This window comes from Micromonospora sp. WMMD734 (assembly GCF_049178975.1).
Classification (GTDB): domain Bacteria; phylum Actinomycetota; class Actinomycetes; order Mycobacteriales; family Micromonosporaceae; genus Micromonospora; species Micromonospora wenchangensis.
On sequence record NZ_JBMHMK010000001.1, the window covers coordinates 481,037 to 502,507 of the forward strand.

Consider the following 21,471-nt stretch of genomic DNA (forward strand, 5'->3'; position numbering starts at 1 on the left):
GCCTCCACCCACCCACCCACCCCGTCCCGCCCCGGTGATCAAGAGGTTTGCGCCAATTCGATCTCCCGACATGACGCAAACCTCTTGATCACCGGGGCGCAGCGGGAGGCGTGGGAGGCGCAGCGGGAGGTGTGCGAGGCGCGGCGGGAGGCGTGGGAGGCGCGGCGGGAGGTTCGGTGGGGGAGTGGGGGAGGGGGGCGGTGAGGTAGCGGTGGATGGTGGGGCCGAGGGTGGCGGCCAGGGTGTCGGCGGTGGCGGAGGCGACCGGTTCGAGGCGGATGACGTAGCGCATCATGGCCAACCCGATCATCTGGGTGGCGACCAGCCCGCCGCGTAGCGGCAGCTCCGCCGGGTCCAGGTCGAGCTGGTCGAGCACCCGGCGCAGCACCTGGGTGGTCAGGAACTCGCGCATCAGCCGGGCCGTCCACTCGCTCCTGGTCGCCGAGCGCAGCAGGGCCACCGCCGCCCCACCGGCCGGCGAGTCCCAGACGCCGAGGAACGTGCGCACGAGCCGCTCCCCGATCCCGTCCGGGTCGCCGGCCAGCACGGCGGGCAGCAGCACGGCCGGGTCGATCGGGATGTCGACGGTGGCCCGGAACAGCTCCTCCTTGCTGCCGAAGTAGTGGTGGACCAGGGCCGGATCGACCCCGGCGGCGGCGGCGATCTGCCGGATCGAGGCCGCGTCGAAGCCGCGCTCGGCGAACGCCGACCGGGCGGCGGCGAGGATCGCCTCCCGGGTGTCCTGGTTGCCGGGGCGTCGACCGGTGCGTCGGGCCACCGGGCTCACCCGCTGCGCCGGCGCAGGGTCGCCGCCGCCAGCACCAGGGCCAGCACCGCCGCGCCGGCCACGATCGACACGTCCCGCCACATCAGGCCGGTCGGTGCGGAGTGCGCGCCGACCTCCTGGAGGGCCTCCACCGCGTACGACAGGGGCAGCGCGTCGCTGACCGCCTGGAGCCAGCCGGCCATCTGGTCGCGGGGCACGAACAGCCCGCACAGCAGCAGTTGCGGGGCGACCACGACCGGCATGAACTGCACCGCCTGGAACTCGGTGCGGGCGAAGGCGCTGCAGAACAGCCCGAGCGCGACGGCCAGCACCGCGTTGACCGCGGCGATCAGCACGACCAGCCCGGCCGATCCGGCGGTGGTCAACCCGAGCAGCCGGTACGCCGCGGCGGCGGCGACGGTCGACTGCACCACCCCGGCCAACCCGAACGCGATGCCGTAGCCGAACAGCAGGTCGAGCTTGCCCAGCGGGGTGGTGAGCAGCCGCTCCAGCGTCCCGCTGGTGCGTTCCCGGAGCATCGCGATGCTGGTCACCAGGAACATGATGATGAACGGGAAGAAGCCCAGCATCACCAGGGCCACCCGGTCGAAGGGGGACGGCGCACCGGGCGGGGCCGGCTGGTCGGCGTACATGAAGTAGACCAGGGTGAGCAGCACCGTCGGCACCACCACCAGCAGCGCCACCGTACGCCTGTCGTGCCGTAACTGACGCAGGATGCGGCCGGTGGTGGCGGCCAGGATCGTCGGGTTCACGCCGCCTCCCCGGTGCCCGCCGGGTCGGCCCCGCCGGCCCGGATCAGCCGCAGGAACGCCTCCTCCAGGTCGTCCACCCCGGTGGCGGCGCGGACCGCGTCGGGGGTGTCGTCGGCGATCAGCCGGCCGTGGCGGATCAGCAGCAGCCGGTCGCAGCGGGCCGCCTCGTCCATCACGTGGCTGGACACCAGCAGGGTGGTGCCGGCGGCGGCGAGGGCGTGGAACCGGGCCCACAGGTCGGCCCGCAGCACCGGGTCCTGCCCGACGGTGGGTTCGTCGAGGACGACCAGTTCCGGCTCGCCGACCAGCGCGCAGGCCAGTGAGGCCCGGCTGCGTTGCCCGCCGGAGAGGGTGCCGACGAGCTGGCCGGCGGCGGTGGCCAGGCCGACGTCGGTGACCGCCGCGTCGGCGTCGGCGGCGCTGCGCCCCTGGAGGGTGGCGAAGTAGCGGGCGTTCTCGCGGACGGTCAGGTCGGCGTAGACGCTGGGGGCCTGGGTCAGGTAGCCGACCCGGTGGCGTAGTTCGGCCGCGCCGGCCGGATGGCCGAGCACGGTGACGGTGCCGGAGCTGATCGTCTGCACCCCGACGACGGCCCGCATCAGGGTGGTCTTGCCGCTGCCGCTCGGGCCGAGCAGCCCGGTGACCGTGCCGCGCGGCACCGTGCACCCGATGCCGTCCAGCACCCGTCGTCGACCCCGGTCGACGACGAGGTCGCGGACGGCGATGGCCTGGTCCATCGCCCACCTCCGGTTAACTCATCGCTTGTTGAAATCAACGGTAGTTGAATTCTCCGCCGCCGCGCAACACCCCTGCGGCCGGGGCTGTTCGAGGCGCACCGGTCGGGGTACTGACCCGGGCGGACCCACTGAAGGAGGACTCGAAGTGCGTAACCACGGGATCGACACGTGCCGTCGCCAGGGGGAGGGACGATGATCCGTCGACGGATCGGGGCCAACGGCCCGGAGGTGTCCGCCATCGGACTGGGCTGCATGGGCATGAGCTTCGCCTACGGCGGGCAGAACGACGCCGAGTCGACGCGTACCCTGCACCGCGCCCTCGACCTGGGCGTCAACCACCTCGACACCGCCGACATGTACGGCTTCGGCGCCAACGAGCGGCTGCTCGCCCCGGTGGTGCGGGCCCGCCGCGACGAGGTCTTCCTGGCCACCAAGTTCGGCAACCGGCCGCACGCCGACGGCTCCGGGGCGTACGTCGACAGCAGCGCCGCCTGGGCCCGCGAGGCCTGCGACGCCTCTCTCGGCCGGCTCGGCGTGGACACCATCGACCTGTACTACCTGCACCGCCGGGACCCGGGCACCCCGATCGAGGAGACCGTCACGGCGATGGCCGGGCTGGTCGCGGCGGGCAAGGTACGCCTGCTCGGTCTGTCCGAGGTCAGCCCGGCGACGCTGCGCACGGCCCACGCGGTGCACCCGATCGCGGCCGTGCAGATGGAGTACTCCCTGTTCACCAGGGACGTCGAGGGGGAGATGCTGGACACCTGCCGGGAGCTCGGGGTGGCGCTGGTGGCGTACTCGCCGGTCGGCCGGGGGCTGCTCACCGGGGCGATCACCGGCCGGGACCAGCTCACCGAGGGTGACTGGCGGGCGGCGGCACCCCGCTTCGCGGCGGACAGCCTCGATGCCAACCTGCGGCTGGTGGCCGCCGTCCGGGCGGTGGCTGAGGAGATCGGCTGCACGCCGGCCCAGGCCGCCCTGGCCTGGCTGCTCGCCCAGGGCGAGGACGTGCTGCCGATCCCCGGCACCAAGCGGGTCCGCTACCTGGAGGAGAACGCCGCCGCCGCCGACCTGCGGCTCACCGCCGACCAGCAGGCCCGGCTGCGGGAGGCGGTCCCCGTCGACGCGGTGGCCGGCGAGCGGTATCCGGCGGCCGGGATGCGGACGGTCGGGCACTAGCCCATCGATCGACATCTTCGGACACTTGGCTTCGGACCGGGCGTCAGCCTTCGGACCGGACAGGAAGTCCGCCTTCGGGCATTGCGCCCCGATCGGGCCTACGGCACGATGGCGCGGTGGATCACGCTCCGTTGCCGGAGGCCGCCTTCCTGGCCGACTGGACCGACCGGCTGCGCGCGTCCGCCGAGCGCCCGGTCGTCGGGATCCTGCTGCGGGGCAGCCACGCGCGGCGGGCCGCCACCGCGTACAGCGACGTCGACCTCGACGTCCTGGTGAGCACGACCGGGCCCACCCCGGCGACGACGTCGGGCGGGCCCGGTCCGTGCCGCGCGTCGACCCCGCCTGTGGCACCTGGGCAGCCCTGTGCGGCGGGCCGGTCCGCGCCGGTGGGGCCGTCGGGCCGGGCGGGCGGCGCGCGGCGCGGCGCGACGACCGGCCCGGTCGACCCACCGGCCGGGTCCACCCGCGGCCGGTGGCCGACCGGGACGCCGTACGACGCCCGCCGGGCCTACCTGGCCGAGGTCGACGGGCGGATCGTGCACGTGTCGGTGGCCGCCCGGGACGTCCGCACCTGGGTCGACCGGCTCGGCGAACCCGCCGACTGGGCGTTCGGGCTGCCGGTGACCACCCCCACCCGGCTGCTCTGGGCCGACCCGACCTGGCGTCGCCGGATCGACCTGCCGGTGCTCTGCCAGCCCGCCGACCAGCCCCGCCTGGAGGAGTTGGTGGCCACCCTCGGCAAGGTGGCCGGGGCGCTCGCCGCCGACGACCCGATCGGCGTCCGGCTGGCCGCCGCCGACCTGGCCCGGCTCTGCCCGTCCGTGCTGCGCCCGGCCAACCCGGGGGTGCGGGTGGCGTCCCGCCGGGCGGCCTTCGCCGCCGCCCTGGACCTGCCGGTCGCGCCGGCTGGCTACCGCGACGACATGCTGCTCTGCCTGGGGGTACGCCCCGGCGGCACCGTCGAGGTCGGTGTCGCTGCCGCCCGCCTGGTCAGCGGGGTGCTCCCGCTGGTGCGCCCGTACGCCGACCGGGTCGCCGAGACCGCCGGCCCGGACCTCGCCCGCGCCCTGTGCGACGGTCGGCTGGAGCGGTACGTCGCCCAGCTGTCCCGGGCGGTCGGGGACGCCCCGCAGGTGCCCGCGCCGGGTGCGAGACAATCGGTAACTGTGCCCGTACCTGAATCTTCCCCCCGCGACGGCGGACCCGGCGGCGCGGTCCGCCCCTCCCGTCTCGACCCGGCCGTCGCCGCCCGGCTGCGCCGCACCCCGGACGGCCTGGTCGCCGCAGTCGTGCGCCAGCACGACACCGGTGAGGTGCTGATGGTCGCCTGGATGGACGACGAGGCGCTGCACCGCACCCTCACCACCGGCCGGGCCACCTACTGGTCGCGCAGCCGGCAGGAGTATTGGGTCAAGGGCGCCACCTCCGGCCACCACCAGTACGTCCGCTCGGTCGCCCTGGACTGCGACGGCGACGCGCTGCTGGTCGGCGTGGACCAGGTCGGCGCGGCCTGCCACACCGGCGAGCGCACCTGCTTCTTCACCGAACTCCCGGTGGTGCAGGGGGTCCGACCGTGACCGACGGTGCGCTCAGCCCCGACCTGGCGGGCTTCGTCGAGGCGGCGGCCCGATGGCGGGTGGTACCGGTGACCCGTCGGCTGCTGGCCGACGCGGAGACCCCGGTGGGGGTCTACCGCAAGCTGGCCGGCGGGCCGGGCACCTTCCTGCTGGAGTCCGCCGAGCAGGGCGTGGGCTCCGCCGGGATGGCCTGGTCGCGGTACTCGTTCATCGGGGTGCGCAGCAGCGCCACCCTGGTCGAACGGGACGGTGTCGCGCAGTGGACCGGCACCCCGCCGGCCGGCGTGCCGGTCTCCGGCGACCCGGTGCACGTGCTGCGGGAGACCGTCGCGGCGCTCGCCGGCGGGACGCCGGACCCGGCCGCCGGCCTGCCGCCGCTGACCGGCGGCATGGTCGGCTACCTGGGGTACGACCTGATCCGCCGGTTCGAGCGGCTGCCCGAGCTGACCGAGGACGACCTCGGGGTGCCGGAGCTGGGCATGATGCTCGCCACCGACCTGGTGGTGCTCGACCACTACGACGGCTCGGCGATCCTGGTCGCCAACGCGGTCCTGCCGCCGCTGGATGACCCGGACCGGGCCGAGCGGGTCACCGCCGCCTACCACCACGCGGTGGGGCGGCTCGACGCGATGACCACCGCGCTGTCCCGACCGATTCCGCCGATGATCTCGACGGTGGGCCGGCCGCCGGCCGGTGACGTGGTCAGCCGGACCCCGGACGGCGGCTACCCCAAGGCGGTCGAGGCGGCCAAGGAGGCGATCCGGGCCGGCGAGTGCTTCCAGATCGTGCTGGCCCAGCGGTTCGAGCGGGCCACCGACGCCGACCCGCTGGACGTCTACCGGGTGCTGCGCACGACCAACCCGAGCCCGTACATGTACCTGCTCCGCTTCGACGGGTTCGACATCGTCGGTTCGTCCCCGGAGGCGCACCTCAAGGTCAACACCGACGCCGACGGGCAGCGGCGGGCGATGCTGCACCCGATCGCCGGCACCCGGCCGCGCGGGGCCACCCCGGTGGCCGACGCCCGGCTCGCCACCGAGCTGCTGGCCGACCCGAAGGAACGCGCCGAGCACGTGATGCTCGTCGACCTGGGCCGCAACGACCTGGGTCGGGTCTGCCGGCCGGGCACCGTGCAGGTGCCGGAGTTCGCCACCATCGAGCGGTACAGCCACGTGATGCACATCGTCTCCACCGTGGTGGGCACCCTGCGCGACGACCGGACGGCGTTCGACGCGCTGGCCGCGACCTTCCCCGCCGGCACCCTGTCCGGGGCCCCGAAGGTGCGGGCCATGGAGATCATCGAGGGGTTGGAGCCGGTGCGCCGGGGGCTCTACGGCGGCACCGTGGGCTACTTCGGGTTCGGTGGCGACCTCGATATGGCGATCGCGATCCGGACCGCGCTGATCCGCGACGGCCGGGCGTACGTGCAGGCCGGGGCGGGGGTGGTGGCCGATTCCGAGCCGGCCGCCGAGGACCAGGAGACCCGGAACAAGGCCGCCGCCGTGCTGGCCGCGATCGCCGCCGCCGAGACCCTGCGACCGGCGCGGTGAGCGACGCCGGGGCCACCGCGACGACGGCGACCGACGGCCCGTCGACCGGCCGGCGCGAGCTGACGTACGCGGTGCTGCTCTGCCTGGCCGGCGCGGGCCTGGCGGCCTGGGCGGCGACCCGGACCTGGTCGGTGGAGGTGCTCGCCCGGGGTGCGCTGCCGCCGAGCCGGCAGGAGCGGTCCGGAGCGGACCTGCTGCCGTGGCTGTCGGCGTTGGCGCTCGTCGCGTTGGCCGGCGGCGGCGCGGTGCTGGCCACCCGGGGGCGGGTGCGACGGCTGCTGGGTGGCCTGGTCGCGCTGCTCGGCCTGGCGGTCGCGGCCGGCGGCGGCTACGGGCTGGTCGCCACCGGCGGTGTCGGGGCGCACCGGCAGTGGCCGGCGCTCTGCCTGCTCGGCGGGCTGGTGGCGGCCGGCGGTGGGCTGTTCACCGCGCGGCGTGGCGCGACCTGGCCGGCGATGGGTGCCCGCTACGAGCGGCCGGTGCGCGCCGACGGGCCGGCCCGGCCGGGTGGCCGGCCGATCGCGGAGGGGGGCAACCGGGAGGCGTGGGACGCGCTCGACCGGGGTGAGGACCCGACGGTCAGCTGACCGGCTGGGGCGTGCGGGCGGCCTGCCGGTCCCGGGTGGCCAGCTCGGCGACCAGCCGGTCCAGGGTGGCGCGCTGGTCGGCGCGGGCCCGGTCGGCGCAGACCGCCTCCCAGGCGTTGCCCCGGGCGGTACGCACCCGGCCCTCGCCCACCACGACGCGTTCGACGGTGTGCACCACCTCGACGGCCAGCGCCGCGACGGTCCGGGAGATGGTGGTGAGTCCGATGCCGGCGTTCGGCCCCGCAGTGCTCATAGGTCACCCCGCACGATGAGATCCGATGGTGGGCAGGCGCATCGTCGAGTCTGCCCGACACCGATGCTGCCGGGCTCACGTTTCGCCCGGGTGACGGCCCGGTCAACGGCCCCCACCTGCGTGGCAGGGCCGCTCTTGAGCTTGGTCACAGCCGTCCGGCCGGACCGCCCGAGCTGCGCTCCGGGCCCGGACGTGATCTCATAGCGTATGGGCATCGATCGATGGTCCGGGGTGTCCCGGACGACGGGTGTCGATGACACCCACCGACGGGCCCGGTGGCGCTGCGTGACATTCCGTTCACCGGAGGTCCGGCATCATGCCACAGCCCATCTCGTGAGGAGCGCCATACCCCCGGCGACTGTCGCCAGGTGGCGCCCCCTAGCATCGGCCCATGACACCCGGAGAGGGGAGTCCGTTGGTGACTGCTGAGCATGCGCACGCAGAGGGGGACGGGGCCGGATCGGCGGCGTCCGCAAGCGTGCTCGACGAGATCCTGGCCGGCGTCCGCGAGGACGTGGCCCGGCGGCAGGAGCAGCTTCCGTTGGAGCGGCTGCGCGAACTGGCCGCCGCCGCGCCGCCACCGCTGGACGCGTACGCGGCCCTGCGTAAGCCCGGCGTGGCGGTGATCGCCGAGGTGAAGCGTTCCTCGCCGAGCCGGGGCCGGCTGGCCGAGATCGCCGACCCGGCCGAGCTGGCCGGGGAGTACGCCTCCGGCGGCGCGCGGGCGATCAGTGTGCTGACCGAGGGGCGCTGGTTCGGCGGTTCCCTCGACGACCTGGCCGCCGTCCGGGCCGCCGTGCAGGTGCCGGTCCTGCGCAAGGACTTCGTGGTCTCCAGCTACCAGGTGCACGAGGCGCGGGCGCACGGTGCCGACCTGGTGCTGCTGATCGTCGCCGCGCTGGAGCAGAACGCCCTGGTCGGCCTGCTGGAGCGGATCGAGTCGCTCGGCATGTGCGCGCTGGTCGAGGTGCACACCGAGGAGGAGGCCGACCGGGCCCTGGAGGCCGGCGCGCAGGTGATCGGGGTCAACGCCCGTGACCTGCGTACCCTGGAGGTCGACCGGTCGGTGTTCGAGCGGATCGCCCCCGGCCTGCCCAGCAGCGTCGTCAAGATCGCCGAGTCGGGGGTGCGGGGTCCGCACGACCTGATCCGGTACGCCTCGGCCGGCGCCGACGCCGTCCTGGTGGGCGAGGGGCTGGTCACCCAGAAGAGCCCCCGCGAGGCGGTCGCCGAGCTGGTCAACGCCGGGAACCACCCGGCGACGCCCCGCCCGGCGCGCTGACCCGACGGGCAGATCCGCGCAGCGAGAGGACATCGCGATGAACGAGCGATCCGTCACCGGCGACGCGACGGTGCGTCGGCGCGCGACCGGCCGGGGAGCGGCGGCATGAGCGCCGGGGAGGCGGCCGGGCGGTTCCCCGACTCCGCCGGTCACTTCGGCCGTTTCGGTGGTCGTTTCGTCCCCGAGGCGCTGGTCGCGGCGCTCGACGAGCTGGACGCCGCATACCGCAAGGCGATGACCGACGAGGAGTTCCTCGCCGAGTTCGACGCCCTGCTGCGCGACTACGCCGGCACCCCCTCACTGCTGTACCCCGCCGAGCGGTTCTCCGCCAAGGTCGGTGCCCGGGTGCTGCTCAAGCGGGAGGACCTCAACCACACCGGCGCGCACAAGGTGCGCAACGTGCTGGGCCAGGCGCTGCTCACCAGGCGGATGGGCAAGCGGCGGGTGATCGCCGAGACCGGCGCCGGCCAGCACGGGGTGGCGACCGCCACCGCCGCCGCCCTGTTCGACCTCGACTGTGTGGTCTACATGGGTGAGGTCGACACCGAGCGGCAGGCGCTCAACGTGGCCCGGATGCGGATGCTCGGCGCGACAGTGATCCCGGTGACCACCGGCTCGCGGACCCTCAAGGACGCGATGAACGAGGCGATGCGGGACTGGGTCGCCAACGTCGACGACACCCACTACCTGATCGGCACCGCCGCCGGCCCGCACCCGTTCCCGGAGCTGGTCCGGGACTTCGTGCGCGGCATCGGCGACGAGGCCCGCCGGCAGTGCCTCGACCTCACCGGCGGGCTGCCCGACGCGGTGCTGGCCTGCGTCGGCGGCGGCTCCAACGCGCTGGGCATCTTCCACGCGTTCGTCCCCGACACCGACGTGCGGCTGTACGGCTTCGAGGCCGGTGGCGAGGGCGTGGAGACCGACCGGCACGCCGCCAGCATCACCGGCGGCACCCCCGGGGTGCTGCACGGCGCCCGCACCTACGTGCTCCAGGACGCCGACGGCCAGACCGTCGAGTCGCACTCGATCTCCGCCGGGCTGGACTACCCCGGGGTCGGCCCGGAGCACGCCTGGCTGCACGACACCGGCCGGGCCCGCTACCTGCCGGTGACCGACGCCGAGGCGATGGCCGCGTTCGAGCTGCTCTGCCGTACCGAGGGGATCATCCCGGCGATCGAGAGCGCGCACGCGCTGGCCGGCGCGGTGCAGGTCGCCCCGCAGCTGGCCGCCGAGCTGGGCCGGGAGCCGGTCCTGGTGGTCAACCTCTCCGGTCGGGGCGACAAGGACGTGCACACCGCCGGTGAGTACTTCGGCATCCTCGACAAGGAGCAGTGAGACCGTGAGCCGGATCGGGGTGGCCTTCGACAAGGCCCGTGCCGACGGTCGGGCCGTCCTGGTCGGCTGCATGCCGGCCGGGTTCCCCACCGTCGACGGCAGCATCGCCGCGATGACCGCGATGGTCGAGGCCGGGGTGGACGTCATCGAGGTGGAGATCCCCTACTCCGACCCGGTGATGGACGGGCCGGTGATCCAGAAGGCCAGCGACATCGCCCTGGCCGGTGGCGTCCGCACCGCCGACACGCTGCGCATCGTCGAGGCGGTCGCGGCCACCGGCGCGCCCGTGGTCACCATGACCTACTGGAACCCGATCGAGCAGTACGGGGTGGACGCGTTCGCCAGGGACCTGGCCGCCGCCGGCGGCACCGGCCTGATCACCCCGGACCTGATCCCCGAGGAGGCCGGCGAGTGGCTGGCCGCCTCGGACGCGTACGGCCTGGACCGGACGTTCCTGGTCTCCCCGTCGTCGACCGACGCCCGGCTGCGGATGACCGTCGAGCACTGCCGGGGCTTCGTCTACGCCACCGCCATCATGGGGGTCACCGGGGCCCGGTCGCAGACCTCCGACGCCGCGCCGGTGCTGGTGTCCCGGGTGCGGGAGGCGACCGAACTGCCCGTCGGGGTGGGGCTGGGTGTCGGCACCGGGGCGCAGGCGGCCACCGTCTCCGGGTACGCCGACGGGGTGATCGTGGGCAGCGCGCTGATCCGCCGGTTGCTGGACGCGCCGGACCTCGACGCGGGGCTGGCCGCCCTGCGTACCCTCTCCGCCGAGCTCGCCGAGGGTGTGCGTAACCCGGCCCGCTGACCCGCCGGCCCGTTCCACCCCGCCGTCCGTCGCCGAGGTGCGGGACGGCCCGGGTTGGTCGACGGCTCGGGTTGATCGGCTCGGTGGGAGTGGAACGGCGGTGTCCGCTGCGGCGGAATGCCGCCATCTCGCCGCACGGGTGGCATCCGTCGGGCGACGGGCCGACCGGGTTGCGCCGGGGTGGCGTGGTCCGGTGGCGGGTCTGACCGGACCGGGGTGCCACGGCGGGCGTCCGCAGCGGTAGCCTGTGCACCCGTGACCCTCGTCTCGATGACGCCCCTGGCGGCGCTGCCCAGCCCGAGCACCGCCGTCTGGCAGCTCGGGCCGGTCCCGCTGCGGGCGTACGCCCTCTGCATCGTCGTCGGCATCGTGGTCGCCTGCCTGGTGACCGAGCACCGGCTGCGCCAGCGGGGCGTCGCCCCCGGTGCGGTGCTCGACATCGCGGTGTGGGCGGTCCCGACCGGCATCATCGGTGCCCGGATCTACCACGTCGTCACCTCACCCGAGAAGTACTTCGGCACCGGCGGTGACCCGTGGAAGGCGTTCGCCATCTGGGAGGGCGGTCTCGGCATCTGGGGGGCGGTGGCCGGTGGCGCGATCGGCGCCTGGATCGCCGCCCGGCAGCTCGGCATTCCGCTGACGGTGGTGGCCGACGCGCTGGCCCCGGGTCTGCCGCTGGCCCAGGCGGTGGGTCGGCTGGGCAACTGGTTCAACAACGAGCTGTACGGCGGGCGGACCGACCTGCCGTGGGGCCTCCAGATCCACCGGATGGACCCGGACAACCCGGGCCACGCGCTGCGCGACGACGCCAACCAGCCCATCCTGGAACCCGGCCTCTACCATCCGACGTTCGCCTACGAGGCGCTGTGGAACCTCGGCGTCGCCGGCCTGGTGTTCGCCCTGGACCGGCGGTTCAAGCTGGGACGCGGCCGGGCCTTCGCGCTCTACGTGATGGGCTACACCGCAGGCCGGTTCTGGATCGAGCTGATGCGCACCGACGAGGCGAACCGCATCCTCGGTCTCCGGCTCAACGTGTGGACCGCCGGCCTGGTCTTCCTCGGTGCCTTGATCTACTTCCTGCGGGTGCGGGGCCCTCGCGAGTACCTGGTCCCGCTCGACGTCCCCGCGGCCGTTCCGGTCACCGACGGGGCGGGCAGCGACGTCTCCCAGGTCGACCTCGCCGCCACCGGGAAGGGGTCCCCGACGGCCCCACCGCCGGCGGGGTACCGGGTGGTCGACGAGGAACAGTTCACCGCGTACCGGGAAAGCGGGGTGCTGCCCGACGCACCGGGCGTCCCGGCGGCCGACGACCGGCCCGCCGGGCCGGCGGCCGATGACCCCGACGCCGACGACGGGCTCTCCGACGCCGACGACGGGCCCTCCGGGGCCGGCGGTGGCGACGGGCCCGCCGGTGCCGAGCGGTCCGCCGGTGCCGCTGGCCGGTCCGTCGACCGGGACAGCTGAGCGGGCGCGGCATGCGCAGCGCGGTGGTGGTCGGGGCCGGCCTCGGCGGTCTGGCGGTGGCCGGCGCGCTGGCCCGCTCCGGCTGGCAGGTCACTCTGCTGGAACGGGCCGACCGGGTACGCCCGGAACCCACCGCCGTGGTGCTGTGGCCCAACGGGGTACGCGCGTTGCAGGTGCTCGGCGTCGGTGCCGGCCTGGACGCCATCGCGACCCCGCTGCCCGACGGCGGTATCCGCCGCCCCGACGGTCACTGGCTGGTGCAGCCCCGGCCCACCCCGGCCGACCGGATGCCGGTGGTCGTACACCGGGAGGACCTGCACGACGCCCTGATCGCCGGCCTCGGTGACCGGGTCGAGCTGCGCACCGGGGTCGCCGTGGACAGCGTCCGGGCCGAGGCCACCGAGCGGCCCGGGGTCGGGTGGAACGGCCAGTTCGTCGAGGCGGACCTGGTGGTGGCCGCCGACGGCACGGACAGCGTGCTGCGCCGCCAGCTCGCCCCCGAGGCTGCCGTGGTCAGCTCCGGCTGCGCCGCCTGGCGGGCGGTGATCCCCTGGTACCGGGCCCCCCTGCCGGCCGACCAGCCGGTCGGGGGGGAGGTGCTGGGCGCCGGCTACCGGTTCGTGGCCGCCTCGCTGGGGGAGCGCGGCTCCTCCGGGGCGTCGCGCCGGGGTGGCGTCTACTGGGTGGCCACCGCCGCCGGAGCGCCCCGGCCGGAACCCCCGCAGACCCAGCTCGCCCTGCTGCAACGCTGGTACGCCGGCTGGCCCGCGCCGATCGGTGAGCTGCTGGCCGCCACCGACCCCGCCGACCTGGTGCAGCAGGAGATCCGTGAGCTGCGCCCGCTGCCCCGGGCGTACGGCTTCCCGGCCGGGCCGGGCGGGGTGGTGCTGCTCGGTGACGCCGCCCACGCCATGCCGCCGCACCTGGGGCAGGGCGCGTGCCTGGCGTTCGAGGACGCGGCCACCCTGTCGTCGTTGCTGCGCGAGTCCCGGCTCCCCGACGCGGTGCTGGCGTACGACCGGGTGCGGCGGCCCCGCGCGGCCACCGTGGTCCGACAGACCCGACGGATGTCGGCGGTGCTCCAGACCCGGGGCCGACTGGCCCTGCGCGCCCGCGACGCGGCCCTCGGCACGATCACCCCCCGCCTGCTCTCCGGCGCCGCCGCCACCGCCGCCACCTGGCGTCCCCCCACCCCCTGACCCACTCTCCCCCCGCCCCGCCCCACCGCCCCCGTGCGGTGGCCGCCCCCGTGCGGTGGCCGCCCCCGTGCGGTGATCAAGAGGTTTGCGTCACTTGTGTGGTGATCAAGAGGTTTGCGTCACGGTGAGCGCGTGAGGTGACGCAAACCTCTTGATCAAACCGCAAACCTCTTGATCACCAAGGCGAACACCGGGTCGGGGCAGCGCCGGTCGGGGCAACGCCGGGCCGGGTCAGCGCCGGTCGGGGCAGCGCCGGGCCGGCTCAACGCCGGGTCGGGGCAACGCCGATCGGGGCAGGGCTGGGCCGGGTCAACGCCGGGCCGGGGCAACGCCGATCGGGGCAGGGCTGGGGCCGGGGAGCGAGGCAGGCGGGCAGGAGAGGGCCGGGCCGGGGGTCAGATGAGGGCGGTGGGTTCGGCTATGCAGGCGGTGCCGATGCGACGGAAGCCGACGCGCAGGTAGATCCGGGCGACGTCCTCGCTGCCGGCGGAGAGGAAGACCAGGTCGGTGCCGGCGGCGCGCAGGGTGCGGGCCAGGGTGGCGGTGACCGCGGCGGCGAGCCCCCGGCGGCGGGCGGCCGGCAGGGTGGCCACCCCGGCGATCTCGGCGACGTCGTCGACCCGCATCGCCATCCCGCTGGCCAGTGCGCCGTCCTGCGGCGTCCAGGCGACCGCCGACAGGCGTCGGCCGGCGGCGATCGCGGCCCGCTCCTCGTCCAGCGCGGCCACGTCCAGTTCGGTCATCGCGGCGTCCCGTTCGGCCGGGCCGGCGTCGCCGGGGACGGTGCCGGCGGCGGAGAACCCGACCGCGGCGACCGCGCGCCGGGCCGCCACGTCGAGCGCGAAGCCTGGCGCGTCCGGGTCCAGCACCCGCACCGGTACGTCGGTGAGCGTCGTCGGGTCGGGCGGGGTGACCTGCGGGTCGAGCACCATCAGCGGGGCCTCCAGCACGCTCAGGCCGGCGGCCCGGGCGGTGGCGAGCAGGTCCGGGGTGGTCTCGTGCACCCATTCGAACGCCTCGGGCAGGCCCAGCTCACGTTGCCGTTCCCGGACGGTGTGCAGGTCGGCCAGCGAGGGTGGCCCGTCGGCGTCGAGGCGGGGGCGGGCGTAGAACGGCCAACCCGCCCCGTCCCGGGCGAACAGCACCAGACCGCCGTGTTCCTCGGCGCGGGCGACGTCCCGGGGCACCGCGTCGTAGAAGCGTTCCAACCGGTCGAACAGGTCGCGGTGTGCAGGATCCACCGCGCGAGACTACACGTCCCAGAGTCTGGAAGGTGTGATCAATCTGCACTGGCCCTGCCCGGGTCGCCCTAACGTAGACTCAACAGACCGCCCAGGGCCGACGTCGTCCCGACCATGCAACAACCTGAGTGACGACAGGAGACCCGGTGGCCCTTCCGTACCCGCACAGCCCGCAGCCGGTCCCTTCCGCGACCGGTCTGTACGACCCGGCGCACGAGCACGACGCGTGCGGGGTGGCCTTCGTGGCCGACCTCTACGGGCGGCGCTCCCACGCGGTGGTGGCCAACGGCCTCGGCGCGCTCTGCCGGCTCGACCATCGTGGCGCCCGGGGCGCCGAGCAGAACACCGGCGACGGCGCGGGCATCATGATCCAGGTGCCGGACGCGTTCCTGCGCGCGGTGGTGGACTTCCCGCTGCCCCCGGCCGGCCAGTACGCCACCGGCCTGGTCTTCCTGCCCGATGACGACGGCGGCGAGGCGCGCGCCCGTCAGGTGGTGGAGAAGTACGCCCTCGTCGAGGGGGCCGAGGTGCTCGGCTGGCGCGACGTGCCGACCGACCCCAGCGGCCTGGGCGAGACCGCGCTGGCGGCGATGCCCCGGATCCGGCAGCTCTTCCTGGCCGCGCACCGGCTCACCGACACCCCGGCCGGCCCGGCGGGCTCCCCGCTGGCCGGCATCGACCTGGACCGGGTGGCGTTCTGCGTCCGCAAGCAGGCCGAGCGGGAGACCGCCGAGCGCGGGGTGACCGCCTACTTCCCGTCGCTGTCGGCGCGGACGATGACCTGGAAGGGCATGCTCACCCCCGACCAGCTGCCGGAGTACTTCCCGGAGTTGACCGACGAGCGGGTCGACAGCGCGATCGCCCTGGTGCACTCCCGGTTCTCCACCAACACGTTCCCGTCCTGGCCGCTGGCCCACCCGTACCGGTTCATCGCGCACAACGGCGAGATCAACACGATTCGCGGCAACCGGAACTGGATGCAGGCCCGCGAGGCGCTGCTGCGCAGCCCGCACCTGCCCGGCAACATCCGCCGGGTGTTCCCGGTCTGCACCCCGGCCGCCTCCGACTCGGCCAACTTCGACGAGGTGCTGGAGCTGCTGCACCTGGCCGGCCGTAGCCTGCCGCACGCGGTGCTGATGATGATCCCGGAGGCGTGGGAGAACGACCCGGCGATGCGCCCGGACAAGCGCGCGTTCTACCGGTTCCACGCCAGCCTGATGGAGCCGTGGGACGGGCCGGCGTCGGTCGCCTTCACCGACGGTGAGATCGTCGGCGCGGTGCTGGACCGCAACGGCCTGCGGCCGGGGCGCTGGTGGCGTACCGCCGACGGGCTGGTGGTGCTGGGCAGCGAGGCGGGCGTGCTCGACCTGGACCCGGCCACGGTGGTCGCCAAGGGCCGCCTCCAGCCGGGCCGGATGTTCCTGGTCGACACGGTCAACGGCCGGATCGTCTCGGACGACGAGATCAAGACCGAGCTGGCCGCCGCCCAGCCGTACGACGAGTGGCTGCACGCCGGCCTGATCGAGCTGGACGACCTGCCGCCCCGCGAGCACGTGGTCTACACCCACGACTCGGTGCGTCGGCGGCAGCAGACCTTCGGCTACACCGAGGAGGAGCTGAAGATCCTGCTCGCCCCGATGGCCCGTACCGGGGCGGAGCCGCTGGGCTCGATGGGCACCGACACCCCGATCGCGCCGTTGTCGACCCGGCCCCGGCTGCTCTACGACTACTTCCACCAGCTGTTCGCCCAGGTCACCAACCCGCCGTTGGACGCGATCCGGGAGGAGTTGGTGACCAGCCTGGCGTCGACCATCGGCCCGGAGGGCAACCTGCTGGACCCGGGCGCGGCGAGCTGTCGGCAGATCGTGCTGCCCTACCCGGTGATCGACAACGACGAGTTGGCGAAGCTGCTCGACGTCGACGAGGACGGCGACCTGCCCGGCTTCAAGGCGGTCCGGGTGTCCGGGCTCTACCGGATCCGCGACGGCGGGGCCGGGATCAAGGCCCGGCTGACCGAGATCTGCCGGCACGTCTCCGAGGCGATCGAGGACGGCGTACGGATCCTGGTGCTGTCCGACCGGGACTCCAACGCCGACCTGGCCCCGATCCCGTCGCTGCTGCTCACCGCGGCGGTGCACCAGCATCTGGTGCGCGAGCAGACCCGGACCCAGGTGGCGCTGATCGTGGAGTCCGGTGACTGCCGCGAGGTGCACCACGCGGCGGTGCTCATCGGGTACGGCGCGGCGGCGGTCAACCCCTACCTGGCCTTCGAGTCGGTGGAGGACATGATCGCCACCGGGGCGCTGGTCGGGGTGGAGCCGGCCAAGGCGGTCCGCAACTACGTCAAGGCGCTCGGCAAGGGCGTCCTCAAGATCATGTCCAAGATGGGCATCTCGACGGTGTCGTCGTACTGCGGGGCGCAGGTCTTCGAGGCCGTCGGCCTGGACACCCGCCTGGTCGACCGCTACTTCCGGGGCACTCCCAGCACCATCGGCGGGATCGGGCTGGCCGGGATCCACACCGAGGTCGCCGCCCGGCACGGGCAGGCGTGGCCGACGCCCGGCACCGCCGGCTCCGCCCGGCTGGAGGTGGGCGGCGAGTACCAGTGGCGGCGCGAGGGTGAGCTGCACCTGTTCAACCCGGAGACGGTCTTCCTGCTCCAGCACGCCACCCGCAGCCGCCAGTACGACGTGTTCCGCCAGTACACCGCCAAGGTCGACGAGTTGGCCGCCCAGGCCGGTTCGCTGCGCGGGCTGTTCACCCTGCGGACCGGGCTGCGCCCGGCGGTGCCGATCGAGGAGGTCGAGCCGGCCACCGAGATCGTCAAGCGGTTCGCCACCGGCGCCATGTCGTACGGGTCGATCTCGGCCGAGGCGCACGAGACGCTGGCCATCGCGATGAACCGGCTGGGCGGCAAGTCCAACACCGGCGAGGGCGGCGAGGACGTCGACCGGCTGCACGACCCGGCCCGCCGCTCGGCGGTCAAGCAGATCGCCAGCGGGCGCTTCGGGGTGACCAGCGAATACCTGGTCAACGCCGACGACCTCCAGATCAAGATGGCGCAGGGCGCGAAGCCGGGCGAGGGCGGGCAGCTGCCCGGCAACAAGGTCTGGCCGTGGATCGCCCGGACCCGGCACGCCACCCCCGGCGTCGGCCTGATCTCCCCGCCGCCGCACCACGACATCTACTCCATCGAGGACCTCGCCCAGCTCGTGCACGACCTCAAGTGCGTCAACCCGGCCGCCCGGGTGCACGTCAAGCTGGTCAGCGAGGTCGGTGTGGGCACGGTCGCGGCCGGGGTCGCCAAGCTCAAGGCCGACGTCATCCTGATCTCCGGGCACGACGGCGGCACCGGCGCGTCCCCGCTCAACTCGCTCAAGCACGCCGGTACCCCCTGGGAGCTGGGCCTGGCCGAGGCGCAGCAGACGCTGCTGCTCAACAAGCTGCGTGACCGGGTCACCGTGCAGGTCGACGGCCAGCTCAAGACCGGCCGGGACGTGGTGGTGGCGATGCTGCTCGGCGCGGAGGAGTTCGGCTTCGCCACCGCCCCGCTGATCGTCGAGGGCTGCGTGATGATGCGGGTCTGCCACCTGGACACCTGCCCGGTGGGCATCGCCACCCAGAACCCGGTGCTGCGGGAACGCTTCACCGGCCGGCCGGAGTTCGTGGAGAACTTCTTCCTCTTCCTCGCCGAGGAGGTGCGGGGCTATCTGGCCGAGTTGGGCTTCCGCAGCATCGAAGAGGCGATCGGGCAGACCGAGGTGCTCGACGTCGTACCGGCGATCGAGCACTGGAAGGGCCACGGCCTCGACCTGGCCCGGGTGCTGCACACCCCGCAGCTGCCCGAGGGCGCGGCCCGGCGCGGGGTCCGTGCCCAGGACCACGGCCTGGAGCTGGCGCTGGACAACGAGCTGATCGCGCTGGCCGAGCCGGCGCTGCGCGACGGCAGCCCGGTGCGGGTGGAGGTGGCGGTGCGCAACGAGCACCGCAGCGTCGGCGCGATGCTCGGCGGCGAGGTGACCCGCCGGCACGGCGGTGCCGGCCTGCCCGACGACACCGTCGAGTTCGTGCTGCGCGGCACCGCCGGGCAGTCCTTCGGCGCGTTCCTGCCGCGCGGGGTGACCCTGCGGCTGCACGGCGACGCCAACGACTACGTCGGCAAGGGGCTCTCCGGCGGGCGGATCGTGGTCCGCCCGGACGCCGCCGCGCCGTTCGTCGACCCCGAGGCCACCGCCGGGCAGCGCGCCGAGGACCAGATCATCGCCGGCAACACCATCCTGTACGGGGCCACCGGCGGCGAGTTGTTCCTGCGCGGCCGGGTGGGGGAGCGCTTCGCGGTCCGCAACTCGGGCGCGGTGGCCGTCGTCGAGGGCGTCGGCGACCACGGCTGCGAGTACATGACCGGCGGCACGGTGGTGGTGCTCGGCGAGACCGGCCGCAACTTCGCCGCCGGCATGTCCGGCGGTACGGCGTACGTGTACCGGCTCGACACCGGGCGGGTCAACGCGGAGCTGGTCGACCTGTCCCCGCTGCGTGACGCCGAGCGGGAACTGCTGCACGACCTGGTGCAGCGGCATGTCGCCGAGACCGACTCGGCGGTCGGCGCGGAGCTGCTCAAGCGCTGGCCGGAGGCGGTCGGGGAGTTCACGGCCGTGGTCCCGAGGGACTACCGCCGGGTGATGGAGATCATGAAGGCCGCCGAAGCCGCCGGCCGCGACGTCGACGACGCGGTCATGTCTGCGCTGACCGCGTCGGTGCCGCCCGTCCCGCGGGTGGTCGCCCAGGAGGTGGCTCGTGCCTGACCCGAACGGTTTCCTGCGCTACGAACGCCGGTTGCCGGCCCGTCGACCGGTGGCGGTGCGGATCACCGACTGGCGTGAGGTCTACCCGCCCGCCGGGGAGGAGTTGATCCGCGAGCAGGCCACCCGGTGCATGGACTGTGGTATCCCGTTCTGCCACGACGGCTGCCCGCTGGGCAACCGCATCCCGGACTGGAACGACCTGGTCCGCACCGGCAGCTGGGACGCCGCGGTGGAGTCGCTGCACGCCACCAACAACTTCCCCGAGTTCACCGGCCGGCTCTGCCCGGCCCCGTGCGAGGCGGCCTGTGTGCTGGGCCTGGGCGGTCAGCAGCCGGTCACCATCAAGCAGGTCGAGGTGGAGATCGCCGACGCGGCGGTGGCCCGGGGCGGGCTGAACCCCCGTCCGGTGCCGGCGTCGACCGGCCGGTCGGTCGCCGTGGTCGGCTCCGGGCCCGCCGGGCTCGCCGCCGCCCAGCAACTCGCCCGCGCCGGTCACGCCGTCACCGTGTACGAGCGGGACGACGCGATCGGCGGCCTGCTGCGGTACGGCATCCCCGACTTCAAGCTGGAGAAGCAGCACATCGACAGGCGGCTGGCCCAGCTCGCCGCCGAGGGTGTGCAGTTCCGTACCGGGGTGAACGTGGGCGTCGACGTGACCGCCGAGGAGCTGCGGGCCCGGCACGACGCGGTGCTGCTGGCGTGCGGCGCGCTCCAGGGCCGGGACACCCCGGAGACGCCCGGTCGGCCGCTGCGCGGCATCCACCAGGCGATGACCCACCTGGTGGCCGCCAACCGGGTGGTCGCGGCGGCCGGGGACGGCCGGCCCGCCCCGGCGGAGCTGCCCGACGGTACGCCGATCGACGCGGCCGGCAAGCACGTGGTGATCATCGGTGGTGGCGACACCGCCGCCGACTGCCTGGGCGTGGCCCACCGGCAGGGCGCGGCCGGCGTTCACCAGCTCGACCTCTACCCGGAGCCGCCGCACGGCCGGGACGCCGAGCGGGATCCGTGGCCGACCTGGCCGTGGGTGCTGCGTAACTACCCGGCGCACGAGGAGGGCGGCGAGCGGGTCTTCGCGGTCGCGGTGCAGGAGTTCGTGGACGACGGCACCGGCCAGGTCAAGGGCGTCCGGATCGCCGAGGTGACGGTGGAACGGCGCGACGGCCGGCGGATCGTCACCGCGCTGCCCGGCTCCGAGCGGGAGCTGCCGGCCGACCTGGTGCTGCTGGCCATCGGCTTCGAGGGCACCGAGGAACAGCCGCTGCTGGCCCAGTTCGGGGTGACCCGCAACGCCCGGGGCGCGGTCGACGCCAGGCCCGACTGGCAGACCGACGCCGACGGGGTGTTCGTCGCCGGGGACATGCACCGGGGGGCGTCGCTGATCGTCTGGGCGATCGCCGAGGGGCGGGCCGCCGCGGCGGCGATCCACTCCTACCTGGGTGGGGTGGGTGACCTGCCGGCCCCGGTCGACCCGGCCCGCCAACCCCTCGCCGCCCGCTGATCCCCACCCGCCTGCCGGTCCGTCTGGTCGGCTGGCCTGCCTGACCTGCCGGTCCACCGTGTCGGGCAGTTCGATCGGTGGCCGTCAGCCGACCCGGTCTCCGGGTCGGCTGACGGCCCGGCCGTGTGGCCCGGCCACCGTCTCGCCCGCTGCGCCCTGCCGGCGCACAGCCGCTTCTGCGGCACCACCTGTCCCGGCCCTGCTGTTGCAGCGTCCCGAGGCGTCGGCACCGGCCCGCCGAGAGTGCGTATCACCACGGAGAGCGGTATGCCTGACAGGCATAGTTATGACTGTCAGGCATACCGCTCTCCGGAACCACCGTTGCGTCCCGACGCCGCCCGATCGGCATCGACCGGAGCCGGCTCGACCGGACCCGGCCCCCACCAGCCCAGAGTCGGCCCCGGGCCCGGCCAGGCC

At 74.4% G+C, this 21,471-nt stretch carries 16 protein-coding genes and 1 pseudogene; 12 read left to right on the forward strand and 5 right to left on the reverse strand.

Annotated features, from left to right (window positions below):
* Positions 1–88: 88 nt before the first annotated feature.
* From ACN267_RS02225 to ACN267_RS02235, 3 genes are read right to left on the reverse strand one after another with little or no spacing between them, the layout of a single operon-like run.
* Positions 89–778, reverse strand: a complete 690-nt coding sequence (locus tag ACN267_RS02225) for a TetR family transcriptional regulator (protein WP_281895633.1) — start codon at positions 776–778, stop codon at positions 89–91.
* Between the two features lie 5 nt (positions 779–783).
* Positions 784–1,539, reverse strand: a complete 756-nt coding sequence (locus ACN267_RS02230; RefSeq protein WP_088643074.1) for an ABC transporter permease — start codon at positions 1,537–1,539, stop codon at positions 784–786.
* The gene (locus ACN267_RS02235) at positions 1,536–2,276 is read right to left on the reverse strand and encodes an ABC transporter ATP-binding protein (protein WP_421487795.1); all 741 of its coding nucleotides are present in this window, start codon (positions 2,274–2,276) and stop codon (positions 1,536–1,538) included. Before ACN267_RS02235 ends, ACN267_RS02230 begins: the two co-directional genes overlap by 4 nt.
* A 192-nt stretch (positions 2,277–2,468) precedes the next feature.
* Between ACN267_RS02235 and ACN267_RS02240 the strand changes: the two genes are divergently transcribed.
* The 5 genes and pseudogenes from ACN267_RS02240 to ACN267_RS02260 all read left to right on the forward strand — a co-directional run bounded on the left by ACN267_RS02240 (position 2,469) and on the right by ACN267_RS02260 (position 7,169).
* Positions 2,469–3,455 (forward strand): aldo/keto reductase, encoded by a 987-nt coding sequence (locus tag ACN267_RS02240; protein ID WP_421487796.1) that lies wholly within the window; start codon positions 2,469–2,471, stop codon positions 3,453–3,455.
* A gap of 683 nt (positions 3,456–4,138) precedes the next feature.
* Positions 4,139–4,462, forward strand: a pseudogene (locus ACN267_RS02245) (phosphoribosyl-AMP cyclohydrolase); the annotation flags it as partial.
* 126 nt (positions 4,463–4,588) lie between these two features.
* A complete protein-coding gene (hisI, locus tag ACN267_RS02250) occupies positions 4,589–5,032 on the forward strand; it encodes a phosphoribosyl-AMP cyclohydrolase (RefSeq protein WP_372445994.1) in 444 nt (147 codons plus the stop codon).
* Positions 5,029–6,582 carry an anthranilate synthase component I gene (locus ACN267_RS02255; protein WP_204959232.1) on the forward strand — a complete coding sequence of 518 codons (1,554 nt, stop codon included), beginning with the start codon at positions 5,029–5,031 and terminating at the stop codon, positions 6,580–6,582. Before hisI ends, ACN267_RS02255 begins: the two co-directional genes overlap by 4 nt.
* A complete protein-coding gene (locus ACN267_RS02260; protein WP_204959231.1) occupies positions 6,579–7,169 on the forward strand; it encodes a Trp biosynthesis-associated membrane protein in 591 nt (196 codons plus the stop codon). The genes ACN267_RS02255 and ACN267_RS02260 overlap by 4 nt, the downstream gene beginning before the upstream one ends.
* On the opposite strand, the gene ACN267_RS02265 is transcribed toward ACN267_RS02260, so the two are convergent.
* Positions 7,162–7,422, reverse strand: coding sequence for a hypothetical protein (locus ACN267_RS02265; protein WP_204959230.1), 261 nt, complete (start codon positions 7,420–7,422; stop codon positions 7,162–7,164). The two genes, ACN267_RS02260 and ACN267_RS02265, sit on opposite strands and share 8 nt — an antisense overlap.
* A gap of 478 nt (positions 7,423–7,900) precedes the next feature.
* On the opposite strand from ACN267_RS02265, the gene trpC reads away from it, so the two are divergent.
* The 5 genes from trpC (at position 7,901) to ACN267_RS02290 (ending at position 13,510) form a co-directional block, all read left to right on the forward strand.
* The gene (gene trpC / locus ACN267_RS02270; protein WP_176738808.1) at positions 7,901–8,704 is read left to right on the forward strand and encodes an indole-3-glycerol phosphate synthase TrpC; all 804 of its coding nucleotides are present in this window, start codon (positions 7,901–7,903) and stop codon (positions 8,702–8,704) included.
* Between the two features lie 105 nt (positions 8,705–8,809).
* A complete protein-coding gene (gene trpB / locus ACN267_RS02275) occupies positions 8,810–10,039 on the forward strand; it encodes a tryptophan synthase subunit beta (protein WP_204959229.1) in 1,230 nt (409 codons plus the stop codon).
* A 4-nt stretch (positions 10,040–10,043) separates the two neighbouring features.
* Positions 10,044–10,847 (forward strand): tryptophan synthase subunit alpha, encoded by an 804-nt coding sequence (trpA, locus tag ACN267_RS02280; protein ID WP_421487797.1) that lies wholly within the window; start codon positions 10,044–10,046, stop codon positions 10,845–10,847.
* A 255-nt stretch (positions 10,848–11,102) separates the two neighbouring features.
* Positions 11,103–12,311 carry a prolipoprotein diacylglyceryl transferase gene (gene lgt, locus ACN267_RS02285; RefSeq protein ID WP_421487798.1) on the forward strand — a complete coding sequence of 403 codons (1,209 nt, stop codon included), beginning with the start codon at positions 11,103–11,105 and terminating at the stop codon, positions 12,309–12,311.
* 11 nt (positions 12,312–12,322) lie between these two features.
* Complete coding sequence (locus ACN267_RS02290; protein ID WP_204959226.1) at positions 12,323–13,510, forward strand: FAD-dependent oxidoreductase; 1,188 nt, start codon at positions 12,323–12,325, stop codon at positions 13,508–13,510.
* A 395-nt stretch (positions 13,511–13,905) separates the two neighbouring features.
* Here the strand turns inward: ACN267_RS02290 and ACN267_RS02295 are convergent, their stop codons facing one another.
* Positions 13,906–14,751, reverse strand: coding sequence for a GNAT family N-acetyltransferase (locus tag ACN267_RS02295; protein ID WP_421487799.1), 846 nt, complete (start codon positions 14,749–14,751; stop codon positions 13,906–13,908).
* Between the two features lie 146 nt (positions 14,752–14,897).
* Here ACN267_RS02295 and gltB point away from each other — a divergent pair, with 146 nt between their 5' ends.
* Positions 14,898–19,553 (forward strand): glutamate synthase large subunit, encoded by a 4,656-nt coding sequence (gene gltB / locus ACN267_RS02300; protein WP_421487800.1) that lies wholly within the window; start codon positions 14,898–14,900, stop codon positions 19,551–19,553.
* Positions 19,546–21,054, forward strand: a complete 1,509-nt coding sequence (locus tag ACN267_RS02305; protein ID WP_421487801.1) for a glutamate synthase subunit beta — start codon at positions 19,546–19,548, stop codon at positions 21,052–21,054. The genes gltB and ACN267_RS02305 overlap by 8 nt, the downstream gene beginning before the upstream one ends.
* The last annotated feature ends 417 nt before the right edge of the window (positions 21,055–21,471 follow it).

What these genes read in the sequence shown, in the direction of transcription:
- ACN267_RS02265 (WP_204959230.1), bottom strand. Translation starts at nt 7,422, where the DNA reads ATGAGCACTGCGGGGCCGAACGCCGGCATCGGACTCACCACCATCTCC.
- ACN267_RS02240 (WP_421487796.1), top strand. Translation starts at nt 2,469, where the DNA reads ATGATCCGTCGACGGATCGGGGCCAACGGCCCGGAGGTGTCCGCCATC.
- trpB (WP_204959229.1), top strand. Translation starts at nt 8,810, where the DNA reads ATGAGCGCCGGGGAGGCGGCCGGGCGGTTCCCCGACTCCGCCGGTCAC.
- ACN267_RS02235 (WP_421487795.1), bottom strand. Translation starts at nt 2,276, where the DNA reads ATGGACCAGGCCATCGCCGTCCGCGACCTCGTCGTCGACCGGGGTCGA.
- ACN267_RS02290 (WP_204959226.1), top strand. Translation starts at nt 12,323, where the DNA reads ATGCGCAGCGCGGTGGTGGTCGGGGCCGGCCTCGGCGGTCTGGCGGTG.